Here is a 16759-nt window from a genome sequence, read left to right as displayed (position 1 = left end):
CTTGAAGCTTGAAGCGCAAGACAAGGCTTTTCAGAGGGTATTAGACAGCCGCAAGCCCATCATCAATTGCGCAATCCGAGAGATTGACCGGATCGACACGCAAAGCACTCAAGGCGTTGTCATTGCGTCGCGTTGCTCTTTAGATGCGCCTAGGTAAAAGGGCCAGCCCGTTAAGACTGACCCTCACCTACGGCCCGTTCGAATTGGCCTTGGGTTTGGTTGGAGTGGTGAGGCTTGCTCTCACCCAAGAGGCCCATGAAGCCTTCTTGCTACCTACCCTGAAGTTCGGGCCGTTCACTCCTAAACTGTTAAAACGAAGCGGGGCTGGAGCGCCTGTTACGTTACGCTTCTAACCCTAGCGGACTAGGATCGGTACACACCCCCGCCTCGCTTCTGCCAACTGACTAGCTGGCGCGGCTCCCCTTGCGGGAACTAAACTGTTGCTGCGGGCCGGGACATCACAGGTCCGGTCTGCGCCTAGGTTGCGAACCTTGGCCGGATGTACACCGCAGCTAACCTCTGATTAGCCTCATTTGGAGGTGGGTCAAGGTGATCAGTATCACAGCAGGACAGCAAGTCCTTTACCGCCTTGGCCTGCTCGTAACTAACTGGTATTCTTCGGGGGTCTTCTCCGCGCTCGATTGCATCAAAGACTTCGCCAAGATAGTATGCCGCTGCGATAGCATTGTCGCCCCGCAGAAACACACCCGGCCAATCGCCGCCAAATTGAATAGCGCCAGTTTCGACACGCTCAGATTGCGCAGGGAATTGCCTAGCCTCATCCATCCTCATTCTCCTTTATGCTTGGGGGTTGTGGTAAGGGCATCCAGCCTGCAATCCATTCGTCAGGAAAGCCCCCCCATCCAACGGGCGCTGCAACATTCCAGCCCATATCAAAGCCGTCGTCAGCTATGCCAGGGTGACGCAGTGCAATCTGCACGCCATTCCAGCGCTCAAGGTCTTTGCGCTCAGAATTGACTACTGGATAAAGCTCAGGGTGGAAGCAGGCCCATATGCGCGTCCCATCCCTCGGCGCGCTCTCAATCGGCAACCATCCATCACAGTTAGTCTTTTTCATTAGTGGGCTCCTTCAAGCTGCAATGCTTGCTTCGTCATAGGCTTTCTGCACAGCCGCAAATTCCTCAGTTGTCCCGCCTTGGTCTGGATGGGCTGTTTTCATTCGATTGCGCCATGCCGATTTGATCGCGGCCTGATCGGTTGTCGGTTCGATCCCAAGCACATCCCAACACGAGAGCGTCACAGATTGCTCCGGCACTGGCAATGCTTCAAACGCCGAAAAGGCCCGTTCCATCATGTTGGACGCACCCCACCGCTCAATTCCACGGATCGCCTCAATCGTTTTGCCAATTGAGCGCACATTATCTCGCGTTCGATCCCATCGGTCACAAGCAAACGTCATCTGCTTGCCTTTCCATTGGAAGTAAACCGCGACACCCTTATCGTCCGGCTCTGGCTGATTTGCATATGGTAAACCATCGCGCCTCAACGTGAGATTGCTTGAAAGGACGGGATAGCGCGCACCCATGATGCGCAGTTGTTCCATTAGGTGGTCGCGAGCGGTTGCAAATGAAACATCAAACCGCGCACGCTCTGGGCGCTGCGTGCGAGGCTCACCTTGAGGCCATTGCAGAGGATACGCTTCTTCACTCATTCCCATTCTCCATTAAGACAGTGCCCCTAGGTTCCCAATGAACCCTTGAACCTCAATTCGGTGCGATTGCTTGGCAATATAGCCCACTCTCCCCCAAGCAGAAAGCACGGTTTTGCACCATTTGTGGGCAGGGGAAGTGTCTTCGGGAGGCAGGGGCCGGAGGTTCGAATCCTCTCTCCCCGACCACACTTACTGTCAGTATCGATTGGCGTTGCGCAGCGAGGATGCCGTTATTCCTCTGAATAGTCACCACGCGGGGCGTCAATCAATCCTGAGAAGTAGAGCGCATTCATCAGAAGTTTTTCCGTGCCCGCAAAGGTGCCGCGAAACACCGGATTGTCGGCCATCAGCACGACTGTCCCTTGACCCATGCGCTCTGCCACGACCGAAGGCGTGCCCGCAATCTCCTGCTGGCGGCGTTCAGAGGCATAGCCTGAAAGAAGCGGGTCAGACGTATACTCAACCGGCACGGCGTATGGGTTCTTTTTCGGGCGTTGCAGCGTGAATTCGACGTTACGGTGCACCGGCAAATCGCGGTCGGAATAGCCAAAGCCAAGCGGGTGCGAGGTGTCCAGGTCGGTTGCAAAGATCGCCCCGCCAATGACATCCTGCGCATCGCGAACATCCATATCCGCGAAATCGAGACGCTCTTGCCGCGCTTCCTCCCCCTCTGCGTCTTTTTTCTCGGCCTCGCGTCCCAGAACCGCCTTTTCAGCCCAGAGCGCCGCATCGCGGGTTGCGACCAATGTGCCACCCTGTTTGATCCAGCTTTGCAGCGCCTTGGTGAGTTCTTCTGGCAGCTTGGAATTGCCACCCACCAGAATGAGGTGCGTGTATTCGCTCCAATTCAGCCGTCCTAAATCAGCTTTGCGCACCAGCGTGACCGGCATTCTGTGGGCATAATCGAGGGTCCACCACATCTCGCCCGCATCATAATACGCAAGCCCGTCGCCATAGGCGAGAACCACCTTAGGCGCTTCAACTATCCGAAAAATATTCGCAGCCCCAAGGTCCCTGCCCGCCTCAGGGGTGAGCCCTGATGTGGCGGCGAAGACCGGAACGCCATCCTCGGCCGCAATGGTTTCCATCACCGAATGGATTTCGTCTGCGGAAACCTCCTGCCGGTCAAACGGTACAAAAATCGAACCGCGTCCCAGCTTAACCTCACCCCCCGTCGTGCGTACGGTGGCGCCTTCCATCGCTGATCTTGCCATAATGCCTTTCGACAAAATGCGGCCCAGCGCCCGCGGCGCATAAGTGTGCGACCAGTCGAACACATAGCCATACGGGGCCACATCGGGTGCAGAGGCGGATTGAAACGCACCTTGAGCGCGCCCGGCTGAGGCAGGCGTGCGATTAATCTTGGCATAATCCAGATCATAGGCGAGCGGCAGGGTCCAACCGGAAACATCGTAAAAGATGCTTTCCTCAAATGTCGTCACCCGGTCGAAAATGCCTCTGATCATCCGGTTGTTGGTTTGCGCCATAGGCACGAAATAACTCGTGCCCGCTGCAAAGTTGCGATCTCCCGCGGTGACATTCGAAGCGAGAGTTCTGACTTCGATGTCGTGCATATTCAAAAGTCGCACGAAACGCGCCGCTCTTTCCGGGTCGCCATCGGCGGTGAATACCCATCCGCCGCTGGTCGCAGACCGGGCATTCTCGGCAAAGAAATCGCGCTGATAAGCGGTAATCTCCTGCCTCAGATCAAGCGCGCCCTGGATGCTTGTCAAAGCCGTGCGGAACTGTGTGCGCACATTCTCAGCCGTCTTCACAAGACCGCGCTCTGTCTGGACAGCGCCGCCGCGCGCTGCGCCAATCTCGAACAGGATGCCTAGCGCTCCATTGATTTGCGGATAGGTTGAACCCTTGCCGATGTAGTAATTGTCGAAACGCTCTTCGGAGGTGTAGAGATGTTTCGCACCATCCAGATAGGCTGCGTGCCGCTCGGCAATACCATAGGTCAGATCGCGCGCGCGATCTGGAATCAGCGGGTTCTTTCGCTTCTCTTCGCCGGGGTGGAAATAGAAGGGCGAGTGCGACCCCATCTCGTGATAGTCGACCGAGAGCATCGGCTTCCACTTATGCCATTGCTTGACCCAGGCTCGCGATTCAGGCTGCGTCAAAAGGAGCCATTGGCGGTTCAGGTCGAACCAATAATGATTGGTCCGCGCCTCCACCCAAAGATCGTGCGCTGCATCATTAGGATCAGAATTATCAGCATAGGACCAGAAAGTATCCACGTGATCAATCCGGCGTGTGTGGCCATCGGGGTTGAATGGCACGGTCAAAATCAGAACGGCGTTGCTTAGCTGATTTTCAACCGCTGCCCCCTGCGCCGCAGCAAAGTGATAAACCACCGGAACCGCCGCCTCCATGCCGGAGGTTTCTGCCCCGTGCACACCAAAGTTCAGCCACAAAACCATTGGCGCTGCATCAGGCGCAGCGCGACCTTCAAGACGCGCCAGATGGGTTTGCCGGATGTTTTCCAAATTGGCGTGATTTTCCGGACTGGTAACGATGAGGGAGAGGATCGGGCGGCGTTCATGCGAATAGCCGATCGTCTCCACCACTATCCGGTCAGAATTTGCTGCAAGACGGCGAAGATAAGAAACCATCTCAGCCATGCGCACGGGTCGCTCGCCAATTTCGTATCCTGCGTGATCTTCATAGGCTGGCACGCTTTCGTCATATTGCACGCCTTCAACCTGAAAATAGCCAACCGGTTCAGCGAGCGCAGCGGTTGAACATAGCAAGACAGATAGTGCGGCAAGCAAGCGAGCGAGCATGAAGGCTCCTAATTAATCGAAACAGGTGGGCTGGTCTTAAAGCGCAAGGTGCTCCCTCACGCAAACTCAAACAGCGAGACTTGTCTGCATAAGTTGCATCGAGGCGAACGCCAAAGCCACCGTCAAACCGCCAAGACCCAACGACAATAGCCAGCGAAGGCGCATGAAATCGGCTTTCGCAAAGCCCAAAGCGCGATCGACTAGCGGCGATCCGATTATCAAAACCCCGATAAAGAGCAGCGCAGGCCCCGGCCATTCCCAACCAAAGCTCCACGGTAAGAACAACGCGACCGAAATAAGGCTAGGCATCACTGCGACCACATAGGCCCCTGCCCCCGCCTTCCCGCTTTCGATGGCCTGCCCCCACCACACTCCGCCAAGAAAGCTGAAAATTGCAGCAGCATAGGCAAATCCGCCCGCCATCGCGGTGTAGGCATATTCATGACCTGAAACAGTCAGGGCAAGGCAAATTATCTGCGGCAGAAGCCCGGCAAGCCCAAGCCATCTGGAAGCAGGTGTAAGCGAAGTTTGAGATGTCATTGAGTGGGTCTTCTCCGTCAGTTTACCGCTTGGCTATGACACACCAAACTTGGAAAGCGGAAACCTTGTTCCCACATCACGCGTTATAGCCTCAACCGAACAAACAAAAGGACCCTGCGTGGCCGATCAAGACCCCGACACAAGCGCCGCAGACAAAACTCGCGAACGCGCGGTCCCTGCAAGTCGCATTGCTCGTTTCGGCTCTTTTGGTCGACTGGTGGGCGGTGTCGCTGGCGGGATGGCAGCAGAAGGTATGCGCCGTTTGGCCAATGGCGAAGGGATTACGCCGCGCGACCTCATCCTGACCCCTGGCAATGTCACCCGGATGACCGACCGCCTTTCACATATGCGCGGCGCGGCGATGAAGATGGGCCAGATGATCAGCCTCGATGCGGGCGATTTCCTGCCTAAAGAGCTTTCCGACATTCTGGCGCGGCTGCGCGATCAGGCGAATTTCATGCCGGCAAAGCAGCTTGATACTGTCCTTAAGAAAGAATGGGGCAATGATTGGCGGCGCCAGTTCAAATGGTTCAATCCGCGTCCCATTGCGGCGGCCTCTATCGGTCAGGTCCACAAGGCCATGACCCGCGAGGGCCAAGAGCTTGCGATCAAGGTGCAGTACCCCGGCGTTGCCAAAAGCATTGATAGCGATGTCGACAATGTGATGACGCTGCTCAAGGTCGCCGGCTTTGCTCCGCCTGAAATTGAGGTCGAGAAACTCCTCGCCGCTGCCAAGAAACAATTGCACGAAGAAGCAGACTACACCCGCGAAGGTGAGCAGATGGAGCTCTATCGCAAGCAATTGGAGGGCGAAAAAGGCCTTGTCGTCCCGCGCCTTCATAAAGAGCTGACGCGCGGGTCCATTCTTGCGATGAGCTTTGAAGATGGTTCGCCGATTGAGGCGCTGGAAGAGCAATCCCAAGAGCGCATCAATGCAGTGACCGAGCGATTGATGCGTCTGGTCGCGCGCGAGCTGTTCGAATTCGGCGTGATGCAAACCGACCCGAACTTTGCCAATTTCCGCTATCGTGCTCAGACTGACGAGATCATCCTTCTCGACTTTGGGGCTTGCCGCGCGGTCGATCCAAATGTCGCCAATGGTTATCGCCGAATGCTGGAAGCTGGGCTCAAAGGGGACCGCGAAGAGGTCCTTCGTGCCACAATCGAAGCAGGCTTCATGATGCCAATCGTGGCTGAGCGTCATCCCGAAAGGGTCAATCGCATGATCGATATTGTGATCAACGAAATGCGCGAGGATGCCCCGTTTGATTTTGGCGACCGAGGGTTTGTCCCCCTCCTTCGCGAAGAAGGCTGGCAGATTGCTCAGGACAAGGCGACATGGGCCTTCCCTCCGATCGAAACCCTGTTTGTCCAGCGCAAAGTCTCCGGAACCGCTCTTTTGGGCGCGCGGCTAAAAGCCAAGGTGAACATCAGGCGCATGACTGAAGAAATTCTCGGAGCAACCAAGCCGTTTGTTTCGAACACAGTTTAAAAGGCGGGCCCTGCCCGGAATAAATTGGCCTTGAAAGCAGAGATTTATTGCAACTGGCGAAGGCTCTGCTAGTCACCTGTTATGCAATGGGAAACTAACGCCGAACCTGCGGTTCTATTCGTGTGCCTTGGCAATATTTGCCGCTCACCCATGGCGGAAGGGGCATTTCGGCAAGCGGCAACGGACGCAGGCCTTAAAGTCGCGGTCGATTCTGCTGGCACCGCATCTTATCACATTGGCACACCGCCAGACCCACGCGCGATTAAAGTGGCGCGAAGGCATGGCGTCGACATCGCGCAAGGGCGCGGGCGTCAATTGTGTGAGCAAGACTTCGAGCAATTCACTCACATTTTCGCGCTGGACACCGCCAATCTGGCCGGGATCGAGGCGCGTGCGCCAAGGTATAGCCAAGCCAAAGTTGCACTGCTTCTCGACGCAATCGACGGCTGCGCCGGACAATCTGTTGCTGACCCGTATTACGGGGATGAAAGCGATTTTGAGGAGTGCTGGAGCCAGATTTCACGGGCTACCGAGCACCTTGTCGAAAGATTCAAACGTCAAATGGCCTGAGATCTGCTTCAACCGCCTCTAAGCAGTTGGACGCCCCAGTCGCGTTCAAACAGATATAGCAAGATGCGCGCTGCCTCGCCGCGCTCCGACGTTAATCCGCCGTCGCGCTCCATCAAAAGTCGGGCATCGGCGTGAGCTGCGGGCAGAAGTTTCTGCACTTGGTCAAGGTCAGCAATACGAAACGCCGCTTCACCCGATTGGCGCGTGCCAAGCAGTTCGCCCCCGCCCCGCAGTTCGAGGTCTTTTTCAGCGAGGTAAAAGCCGTCCTGCGATTCCTTCACGAATGCGAGGCGCTTCTTACCGGTCTCCGACAATTCCTCCCCGCGAAGAAGAACGCAGCGGCTCTTTTCCGAACCCCGCCCAACTCGCCCGCGCAATTGGTGCAGCTGCGCAAGGCCGAAGCGTTCAGCCTGCTCAATCACAATCAGTGTCGCACTTGGCACATCAACACCAACCTCAATCACGGTTGTTGCGATAAGCAGCTTTGCCTTCCCACTCGCGAAGCTTTCCATATTTGCATCTTTGACATCGGGGTGAAGTTGGCCGTGGACCATCACCACCTGATCGCCAAAATGTTCGGCCAATTGCGCATAACGTGCCTCGGCTGCGGCGATATCGGCGGTTTCAAACGATCCGCTTGCCTCGCGCACCATTGGGCACACCCAATACGCTTGGCTCCCTGTTGCAAGATGACGCCCGACTGCGGCGATCATTTCATCGAGGCGACCTTGCGGGAACACCAGCGTCTCAATCGCCTGTCGGCCCGGTGGCAATTCATCAAGCCGGCTCACATCCATTTCGCCATATTGCGCAAGCGTCAGGCTGCGCGGAATGGGCGTTGCGGTCATGGCCAGCGTGTGCGGACTGCGCTTGCCCTTGCCCGCCAAAGCGAGGCGTTGTGCCACGCCAAAACGGTGCTGCTCGTCAATCACCACCAGCCCCAGGTCTTTGTAAGCAACGCTGTCCTGAAAAATCGCATGAGTGCCAACGAGTATGTCGATGTCGCCTTGCATCAAGCTCATCAAAAGGCTCTCGCGCTCGCGCCCCTTGGCGCGGCCGGTGAGAAGAGCAACTTCGACACCCGTGGGCGCCGCCATTTTGCGCAGGGTTTCATAATGCTGGCGCGCGAGGATTTCGGTCGGTGCGAGCAGCGCTGCCTGCTTCCCTGCCTCATTCGCGATCAGCATGGCTTGAAGCGCCACCACGGTTTTGCCTGCGCCCACGTCACCTTGGAGCAGCCGCAGCATAGGCGCTTCTTGCTGCAAATCGCCTTCGATCTCTGCCACCGAGCGCTTTTGCGCACCTGTCATCTCGAACGGCAGATCAAGCTTTGCGCGAAGACTGCCGTCACCCAAAAGCGCTTGTCCTTTGCGGCGGCGACTGTCCGCTTTCACTAACAAAAGCGCGAGGCTATTCGCCAGAAGCTCATCATAGGCGAGACGATTGCGCGCCGCTTCATTGGGGCCTTTATGCGCCTCACGCACGGCCTCTTGCCAATGTGGCCAGCTTTCTTTTGAAAACTGTCCCGGCTCAATCCATTCTGGCAGCGGCGGTGCTTTCGCCAAGGATTGTTCAACAAGCGACATGATACGCGGCTGTGTCAGACCTTCCGACAGGCGATAAACCGGCTCTGTCATCCGGCCCATATTGGCATCGGACGTTTCTTCGACATGGTCAGGATGCACGATCTGGAGCATATCGCCATAGCGATCGAGCCGCCCCGCCACCCAGCGTTTCTCACCTAAGGGGAGCTGTTTCTTGCCCGTGTAAGACGCGCGTCCAAAATATGTAATCGCGCAGATATTGCCGATCTCATCCTGCGCCAGCACCCGGAAAGGCCCGCGCCCCGGATTGCGCGATGCACGGTGTTCGGTCGGCGTCAGGGCTACAATCACCTGCTCACCTTCGCTCGCTTCATCGAGATTGGTGATGGCGCGCCTGGTCACAAACCGTTCTGGCAGGTGATAGAGCAAGTCCCTCACCCGCGTCAGACCAAGCTTTTCCAACGGCTTGGTAAGCTTTGGCCCGACGCCATCGAGCGTCTGGCTTTCGGCGAAAAGAGGGTTGAGAATATCGGGCCGCATCGTTCTGACTATAGGCACCTTGCTTAGAGCTTTCGAGTGCCTTACCTGAATCCCATGTCCGATATGCCCACATTAAAAACCCGCAAAGCTCGCGCCAAATTCCGTGCCTGGCACAGAGGCACGCGCGAAGCTGACTATATGATCGGCGGCTATTTTGATCGCTACCACGAAGAATGGGGCGAAGAAGAGATGGACTGGTTTGAGGATCTGCTTGCCGAAGACGATGTCGATGTCATGGCGTGGGGCCTCAAAACGCAAGCCGTGCCAGAACGGTTTCAAGGCGAGATGATCGAGAAGATGCAGCGCCTCGACTACGTCGACATTCCAAGCTAAGCGGCTCGCAATCAAAAATCTGGTAAGGCCCCTCGGAACTTTCGCGGGGCCCAATTGCTATTGAGCTGAACCTTTATGCCTGACCTCTCCCGCATCCTATCTGCCAATTGCTCGCTGACCCTGTCCTCGCTTCCCAGAGGCGCGCAGCCCTTGGTGATGGCCGACCTCGCCAGAGCCGCCAAGCAGCGCGCCGTTTTCATTGCACCCGACGATGCAGCAATGCGTTCGGTGGCGGAGGCTGCGCGCTTTTTCGCGCCAGAGATCGAGGTACTAGAATTTCCTGCATGGGATTGCCTCCCATACGACAGAGCATCGCCAGCATTGTCGGTAAGCGCTGCACGTTTGTCGGCATTGTTCCGGATACAGCGTCCGTCAAGTTCATCGCAATTGGTCGTCACGACAGCTAACGCGGTTTTGCAACGCGTGCTCACGCCATTCCGAATTCGTGAAAGCGTGCGCGAATTCAAAGTCGGCACAACCATTGGCCACGACAGTCTGGCCGCGCTCCTGACACGGCAGGGATATTCGCGCACCGACACGGTAATTGACCACGGTGAATTTGCGGTTCGCGGCTCGATTGTCGATATTTTCCCCTCTTCTCTTGATGAAGGTCTGCGGCTCGATTTCTTCGGTGATGAGTTGGAAAGCTTGCGCCTGTTCGATCCGTCGACCCAGCGCTCGACCGGGCGCTTGCAGGATCACCTGCTGCTCCCCGCATCTGAGGCGCTGATTGATGATGAAAGCATCAAACGCTTCCGGTCGCGCTATCGCGAATTGTTTGGGGCCAACGCCACGCAGGACCCGCTTTATGAAGCGGTAAGCGACGGCCGGCGGCTGGCCGGGATGGAGCATTGGCTGCCGCTGTTCGAAGAGAAGCTTGCCACGCTCTTCGACCATCTTGGCAAAGATGACGTGGTGGTGATCGACCAAGGCGCATTGGGCGCAGCGGATGAGCGCCTCAAAGATATCGCCGACTATCATGATCAACGCCAACGCATCGCAAGCGAGACATCAGGCAGTTACCGCCCGCTGGGTAAAGATGCGCTCTATCTGGCTGAGAACGAATTCAAGGACGCCCTCGCCTCTGTCAACGCGCATAGAGCCACGGTATTTACGCAGGAAGAAGGGTCATCCACACTCGACTTCGGCTTTAAAGCAGCCCGCGATTTCACCCCTGAACGCGCACGCGGTGACAACATTTATGAAGCCGCGGCCAAGCATTTCACTTCGGTAACGAAGGCAGGAAAGAAAGCTCTTTTCGCCGCCTATTCCACCGGCAGCCGTGCGCGGATTGCTTCCATCCTTGAAGAAGCGGGCGCTCCATCGGTTGTCGCAGAAAGCTGGCAGGAAGCGCAGGGCCTCGCCGCCAAAGGCAAGATCGCGGCAATGGTTTTGCCGCTCGACACCGGCTTTTCGAGCGACGATCTTGAACTCTTGACCGAGCAGGATGTGCTCGGCGACCGGCTTGTCCGCCGCAAGAAGAAGCGCAAGGATTCTGACGCGTTTCTGGCTGAGCTTCAGGCGCTAACAAAGGGCGACCTTGTCGTTCACGTTGAACACGGCATCGGCAAATATATGGGCCTTGAGCCTGTGCCGGTTGGGAAAAGCCAGCACGACTGCGTTCAGCTCGAATATAAGGGTGGAGACAAGCTCTTCATCCCGGTTGAGAACATCGACGTTCTCAGCCGTTATGGCTCTTCCGAAGACGCAGTCATGCTCGATCGCCTTGGTGGCGAAGCATGGCAGAAACGCCGCGCAAAACTCAAAGAACGCATTACCGCCATTGCCGGCGAATTGATGAAAGTCGCCGCCGAACGCGCGCTTAAAAAAGCGCCCGTCTTCGAAGTCGAAGAAGCTTCATACAACCAGTTCCTCGACCGTTTCCCATGGGAAGAAACCGAAGATCAGGACGCAGCCATCGCGGATGTGTTGCGCGACCTTGAAAGCGGCAAACCGATGGACCGTCTCGTGTGCGGCGACGTTGGCTTTGGCAAAACCGAAGTCGCTTTGCGCGCAGCTTTCGTTGCCGCGATGAACGGGCAACAAGTTGCGGTCGTCGCGCCCACCACCCTTCTTGCGCGCCAGCACTATCAGAACTTCAAAGAACGCTTTGCGGGCTTCCCTTTGAATGTCGGACGGCTTTCTCGCCTAGTTTCGACAAAGGAAATGACCGAAACGCGCGAGCGTTTGGCGAGCGGTGACATTGATATTATCGTTGGCACGCACGCGATCCTCTCCAAATCGACCGAGTTCAAGAATTTGGGCCTCGTTATCGTCGATGAGGAACAGAGATTTGGCGTAACGCACAAAGAGAAGCTGAAGCAACTGCGCGCCGATGTGCATATGCTGACGCTGACCGCGACGCCTATCCCGCGCACACTCCAAATGGCGATGACGGGACTGCGCGAGCTTTCGACCATTCAAACCCCGCCGGTCGACCGTCTTGCGGTGCGGACCTATGTGATGGAGTGGGACGATATGGTGATGCGCGAGGCACTGCTTCGTGAACACCATCGCGGCGGGCAAAGCTTTATCGTGGTGCCTCGCATTTCCGACATGGCTGATGTTGAAGAATGGCTTCGTGAGAATGTGCCAGAGGTTAAATCAATTTCCGCCCACGGCCAAATGGGCGCTGGCGAAATTGAAGAGCGGATGAGCGCGTTTTACGAAGGCAAATATGAGGTGCTGCTCTCTACGACCATCGTTGAAAGCGGACTCGACCTGCCATCGGCCAACACCATCATCATCCACCGCGCGGACAGATTTGGCCTCGCACAGCTGTACCAATTGAGGGGCCGCGTAGGCCGATCAAAGCTGCGCGCCTATGCCTATCTCACCTATGAGAAGGATGTGCAGCTTTCCGAGATTGCAGAGAAACGGCTCAAGGTTCTTTCCGACCTCGATTCTCTTGGCGCAGGCTTCCAGCTTGCTTCTCACGACCTCGACATTCGCGGGGCAGGCAACCTCCTCGGAGACGAGCAATCCGGCCACATCCGCGAGGTCGGCTTTGAACTCTATCAATCGATGCTCGAAGACGCGATTCTCGCGGCCAAAGCTGGCGAGATGGGCCTTGAGAAAGCTCAAGATGCCTTCTCACCGCAGATCACAGTGGATGCGCCGATCATGATCCCGGAGGATTACGTGCCAGACTTGGCGGTCCGCATGGCGCTCTACCGCCGTCTCAACCAGGCGCAGGATAAGGCCGAGATTGAAAGCCTTGCCGCTGAAATGATCGACCGCTTTGGCGATCTGCCTGCGCCCACGCAAAACCTCGTCAAGCTGATCGAGATCAAGCACCAAGCGATTGAGGCGAATATCGCCAAGATTGATGTTGGCGTGCGCGGGACACTCGTCACCTTCCACAAGGACGATTTCCCCGATGGACCTGGGCTTGTCGCTTATGTCGACCGCCTCAATCAAGGCAACGCTGAAACCGCGAAGCTGCGCCCGGATATGAAGCTTGTCATCAATCGGGCATGGGGCAGCCCTGAAAGTCGTCTCAACGGCCTATTCCAACTCACGAAGGGGCTGAGCGGGATTGTACGCAAGCACAAGCGGAAAAAAGCGGCCTAATTCTTAACCGTGTCCCCGGCCCCGCGCAGTCGCAGCGAGCGTGAGCACTTCGGCACTCTTCATCGGCTGTGCTCGTAGGAAGCCCTGCCAATAATCACACCCCTCCGAAGTGATTGCGGCACGCTGGACGTCGTCCTCAATCCCCTCCGCATAGATCGAAAGATCGAGAGCCTTACCAAGCTGGATGATCGCGCGCAGTACGGCGAGCGCCTTCGCATCGCCCGGCACATCATCGACCATATTCTTATCGAGCTTAAGCGCGTCCAGCGGAAGCTCGCGCAAATACCGGAAATTGCAGAACCCGGCGCCGAAATCATCAAGTGCAGTGCGGAAGCCGAGCTTCCTCAAAGCCCGCAAAGCCGAGGCCGCCTGCTCCAGATTGCGCAGCAGCACGTCCTCCGTGATCTCAAGCATCAGTCGCTCAGGCTCAATCGTGCTTTTCGCGATCACGCTTGCAAAATCGGCGGCAAAGCGCGGGTCGCCCAATTCTTCAGGCGTGATGTTAAGCGAGACGGTCAACTCTTTCGGCCAACGCCCAGCATCCTCCAAAGCGCGCGCGACGACATGACGCGACAAAGGCGCGACCAATGCCGCGCGTTCGGCGATCGCAAACAAATCCCGCGCGCCAATCTCGCCTAGGGTTGGATGCTGCCAACGCGCCAGAGCCTCTGCCCCGACCAGTGCACCGCTCGCACATGAAAACTGAGGCTGGAAAAGGACCTCAATCTCACGCCGATCAAGCGCGCGCAGCAAATCAGCATCGAGCGCGCCGGGCTTCACCCCTGGAAATTCGCCCGCTACCGGCCCCCTCAGCGAGAACGGCACAGCAGGTCCGCCTTTGCCGTGTGCATTTTTGGAGGTCTTTGCATCTGCCATGAAAGGCTCCTTAATACCTTAGACCTTTGATTGCGCTCCCCAATTGCAATCCGACCAATTATGGAACATCAGGATAAGTTCCTAGCGCCGCAAATTGGGGGGCGCGCCGACAAGCTGTTGTATAGTCTGTTATGCGGCGCACATGATGGCAAGTCGGCAAACGAAATTCGTGCACAAATGCAAAGCGAGGCGGTACTTTCGATGGATGAAACTAACGGCACAGCGAAGGCGTCGCACGGCGAGGAATTGGCAGGCAGGTTTGAGAAAATCGCTCTCGTCGCCTCTGAGGCCGAGCGCGCGCAAGAGGCGCTTGCCCGCCTTTTAGAGCAACGCGACTGGGTGCCATTGGAGCAAGCCGATGCCGTCGTTGTTCTGGGCGGCGATGGCTATATGCTTCACACCCTTCATCGAATGATTGATATGCGCCGGATTGTGCCTGCTTACGGCATGAACAGAGGTACGGTTGGCTTCTTGATGAACCGATACGATGCCCGCGCAAACGTCATGCGCCGCCTCGATAAAGCGCGCGGCAAGACCATCTCCCCCTTGCGTGTGACCGCTGTCACTCAGGATGGAGAGATGCATAAGCTGTGCGCCATTAACGAGCTCTCGCTGCTTCGTGAAACGCGCCAAACCGCAAAAATCGAAGTCACGGTCGGAAGCCGCGTCCGGATTGAAGAATTGGTGGGCGACGGCATCCTTGTGTCGACCCCGGCAGGCTCCACCGCTTACAACCTGTCCGCCAATGGTCCGATCCTGCCCTTGGATAGCCAGATGCTCGCCCTTACCCCGATAAGCCCATTTCGCCCCCGGCGTTGGCGTGGTGCGATCCTGCCCGATGAAATGCGCATCACCTTGCGCGTGCTTGAACCTAAAAAGCGCCCCGTTGCAGCGGTCGCTGACCAAAAGGAATTGCGCGACATCGCAGAGGTGATCGTCGAAATCGATCACGCGAACGAACTTGAGCTTTTGTTCGACCCCGGCCAGTCCTTAGCCGAGAGGATAGTGTCAGAGCAATTTGCGGTCGATTAAAGGCGGACGCGAGTGCGTTTTGCTCCAATTTCCAAGAGAATTTGCCAGAATGCGCAAAAAAGCGAAAACGCCCTCTTGCCAAGCTTCGCGGCTCCCCATATAGGCGCGTCCTCGCTTCCCTTTATACCGCTTGGGAAGCTGCTCCCCGATAGCTCAGCGGTAGAGTAGGTGACTGTTAATCACTTGGTCGTTGGTTCGAATCCAACTCGGGGAGCCATTTTTCCTTTTCGACAGCTTTAGTTCACTACTACACTTGTGAGTGGAACGGTTTTTCTTACATTGGATCAGCGATGATCGATGTTACTGGCCTCACCCCGATAATAAAAAGTGCGCCGGAACTGGACAGTTCGAAAGGCGGGGTACTGAGCGATTTGTGGCATGGCATCGTTGGGGATCGCGTTGCAAATTGGCGCCTCAAGAACGCCGCGTCTCTAAGCCCGAAGGTAAGTAAGCATCTTGACGATCTAGGACTTGAAATTAATCCGGATGCCATCCCCGAGAGGTTCGCTTATTCTTGGTTCCAAAAAGCAACTGAAGAAGATCAGCCCGAACTTCAGGAGTTATTTGCAAAACTTCTCGCAAATGCAGCTGCTGGGAATGGCGAAGCTCTGAATAGGCGGAACATTGATTTACTCTCGAGAATGTCGCCAAAGGATGCGTTGCTATTGGACCTGATTGCGAAGGCATATATTCAAAATCAGGCAAGGTTCCCGCGTCATTTCCCTGATATAAGGATAGATTATGACAGGCTCGTCAGCGGGAGAGCTCCTCCTGAAGAAACAGCAGAAGCAGAGACCGTGGATAGTGTCATAGCAATAGGGATCCTCCGCGAGGAACAAGTGGTCAGATTTTCTGCTCAAAGAATCAGCAACTCGATGAGTCGGTCAATTCGGAGAACCGCCCCACCCTTCCCCGATCTCAACAGAGCTATGGAAACCAAACGAATATTGCACCTGACGAAAGTTGGAGAGTCCTTGATCAAGGCTCTTCACACGAAAACAAAAGAACCGTCTTGAGTCGAATGACTTTCAATTTTTGATCTGTTTCAACCAGCCAACAAACGCACGCCCACAATGAACACCAGCGCCGCCGTCAGCCATCTGATCCAGCGCACTGGCAACACGCGCAATGCCATCAGGCTGCCGATCTGACCGCCTATCACCACAGCCAAGAGCAATGGCAAGGCCTCGGCCATCGCGCCTGCGAACATCGCTGGACCGTTCTTTGCAAGCTGACCCGCTAGACCGAAGGCCGAGTTTACGAGGATAAACAGGCTTGCAGTTGCAGCGATTTCTCGGGCTCCGCGCCAGCGGGTGAGGTGCAGCAAGGGTGCAAGGAATATCCCTCCGCCGATGCCCACCAGCCCTGCGAGGAAACCGATGGGGGCAGCGGCAAAGGGCATCGCTTTGGCAAACCCAGTGGGTGCGCCCTCGCCTTTGACCTCAGACACCGGGATCAGCATGGTCAGCGCAGTGAGCACCAGGCTTGCGCCCAGTAGCAGCAGGAAGCTTGCGCGGTCTATCGGGATAAGCCCGCCAACAAACGCCGCAGGAGCCGCCAGAGCAGTGAGGACCAGTGCGCCCTTCCACGGGGTCACACCGGCGCGCGCAAACCTCCATGAAGAACCCGCCACCACCACGATATTGCACGCGAGGCTGATCAGCGGAAGGATGCGGTGGTCTGTCCCCGCTAACGCCAGCAGCGCCGAATAGGTCGAACCCCCGCCAAACCCCACGCTCGCGTAAAGCAGCGCGGTGAGGAAAAATCCCAGAATCAGCAGAGCGATTATTGGCACTGG

General features: G+C 56.7%; 13 protein-coding genes and 1 tRNA gene. 7 read left to right on the top strand and 7 right to left on the bottom strand.

Features of this window, described 5'->3' with window-relative positions:
- Positions 1-778: 778 nt before the first annotated feature.
- The 4 genes from INR77_RS08775 to INR77_RS08760 form a co-directional block, all read right to left on the bottom strand.
- On the bottom strand, positions 779-1078 hold the full coding sequence (locus INR77_RS08775; RefSeq protein ID WP_223070704.1) for a hypothetical protein: 300 nt from the start codon (positions 1076-1078) through the stop codon (positions 779-781).
- Between the two features lie 12 nt (positions 1079-1090).
- Positions 1091-1672 carry a J domain-containing protein gene (locus INR77_RS08770; RefSeq protein WP_223070703.1) on the bottom strand — a complete coding sequence of 194 codons (582 nt, stop codon included), beginning with the start codon at positions 1670-1672 and terminating at the stop codon, positions 1091-1093.
- A 230-nt stretch (positions 1673-1902) separates the two neighbouring features.
- Positions 1903-4461 carry a M14 family zinc carboxypeptidase gene (locus INR77_RS08765; protein WP_223070702.1) on the bottom strand — a complete coding sequence of 853 codons (2559 nt, stop codon included), beginning with the start codon at positions 4459-4461 and terminating at the stop codon, positions 1903-1905.
- A gap of 66 nt (positions 4462-4527) precedes the next feature.
- Positions 4528-5001, bottom strand: a complete 474-nt coding sequence (locus tag INR77_RS08760) for a DUF3429 domain-containing protein (protein WP_223070701.1) — start codon at positions 4999-5001, stop codon at positions 4528-4530.
- A gap of 118 nt (positions 5002-5119) precedes the next feature.
- Between INR77_RS08760 and INR77_RS08755 the strand changes: the two genes are divergently transcribed.
- Positions 5120-6493 carry an AarF/ABC1/UbiB kinase family protein gene (locus INR77_RS08755; protein WP_223070700.1) on the top strand — a complete coding sequence of 458 codons (1374 nt, stop codon included), beginning with the start codon at positions 5120-5122 and terminating at the stop codon, positions 6491-6493.
- An 81-nt stretch (positions 6494-6574) separates the two neighbouring features.
- Positions 6575-7063 (top strand): low molecular weight protein-tyrosine-phosphatase, encoded by a 489-nt coding sequence (locus tag INR77_RS08750; protein ID WP_223070699.1) that lies wholly within the window; start codon positions 6575-6577, stop codon positions 7061-7063.
- 8 nt (positions 7064-7071) lie between these two features.
- Here INR77_RS08750 and recG read toward each other — a convergent pair whose 3' ends face one another.
- On the bottom strand, positions 7072-9147 hold the full coding sequence (recG, locus tag INR77_RS08745; RefSeq protein WP_223073492.1) for an ATP-dependent DNA helicase RecG: 2076 nt from the start codon (positions 9145-9147) through the stop codon (positions 7072-7074).
- 54 nt (positions 9148-9201) lie between these two features.
- On the opposite strand from recG, the gene INR77_RS08740 reads away from it, so the two are divergent.
- A complete protein-coding gene (locus tag INR77_RS08740) occupies positions 9202-9480 on the top strand; it encodes a succinate dehydrogenase assembly factor 2 (RefSeq protein WP_223073491.1) in 279 nt (92 codons plus the stop codon).
- Positions 9481-9555: 75 nt separating this feature from the next.
- Positions 9556-13053 (top strand): transcription-repair coupling factor, encoded by a 3498-nt coding sequence (gene mfd, locus INR77_RS08735; protein ID WP_223070698.1) that lies wholly within the window; start codon positions 9556-9558, stop codon positions 13051-13053.
- 3 nt (positions 13054-13056) lie between these two features.
- On the opposite strand, the gene INR77_RS08730 is transcribed toward mfd, so the two are convergent.
- Positions 13057-13929 carry an EAL domain-containing protein gene (locus INR77_RS08730; RefSeq protein WP_223070697.1) on the bottom strand — a complete coding sequence of 291 codons (873 nt, stop codon included), beginning with the start codon at positions 13927-13929 and terminating at the stop codon, positions 13057-13059.
- 201 nt (positions 13930-14130) lie between these two features.
- On the opposite strand from INR77_RS08730, the gene INR77_RS08725 reads away from it, so the two are divergent.
- From INR77_RS08725 to INR77_RS08715, 3 genes are all read left to right on the top strand, one after another.
- The gene (locus INR77_RS08725; protein WP_223070696.1) at positions 14131-14961 is read left to right on the top strand and encodes an NAD kinase; all 831 of its coding nucleotides are present in this window, start codon (positions 14131-14133) and stop codon (positions 14959-14961) included.
- 142 nt (positions 14962-15103) lie between these two features.
- A tRNA-Asn gene (locus INR77_RS08720) sits at positions 15104-15178 on the top strand.
- Between the two features lie 73 nt (positions 15179-15251).
- Positions 15252-15977 (top strand): hypothetical protein, encoded by a 726-nt coding sequence (locus INR77_RS08715; protein ID WP_223070695.1) that lies wholly within the window; start codon positions 15252-15254, stop codon positions 15975-15977.
- Between the two features lie 29 nt (positions 15978-16006).
- Here the strand turns inward: INR77_RS08715 and INR77_RS08710 are convergent, their stop codons facing one another.
- Entirely contained in the window at positions 16007-16750 is a 744-nt protein-coding gene (locus INR77_RS08710) for a sulfite exporter TauE/SafE family protein (protein ID WP_223073490.1), read from the bottom strand.
- Positions 16751-16759: the final 9 nt, after the last annotated feature.

It is taken from the genome of Erythrobacter sp. SCSIO 43205 (assembly GCF_019904235.1).
Taxonomy (GTDB): Bacteria; Pseudomonadota; Alphaproteobacteria; order Sphingomonadales; family Sphingomonadaceae; genus Erythrobacter.
This window is presented reverse-complemented; position numbering and strand designations above follow the sequence as displayed.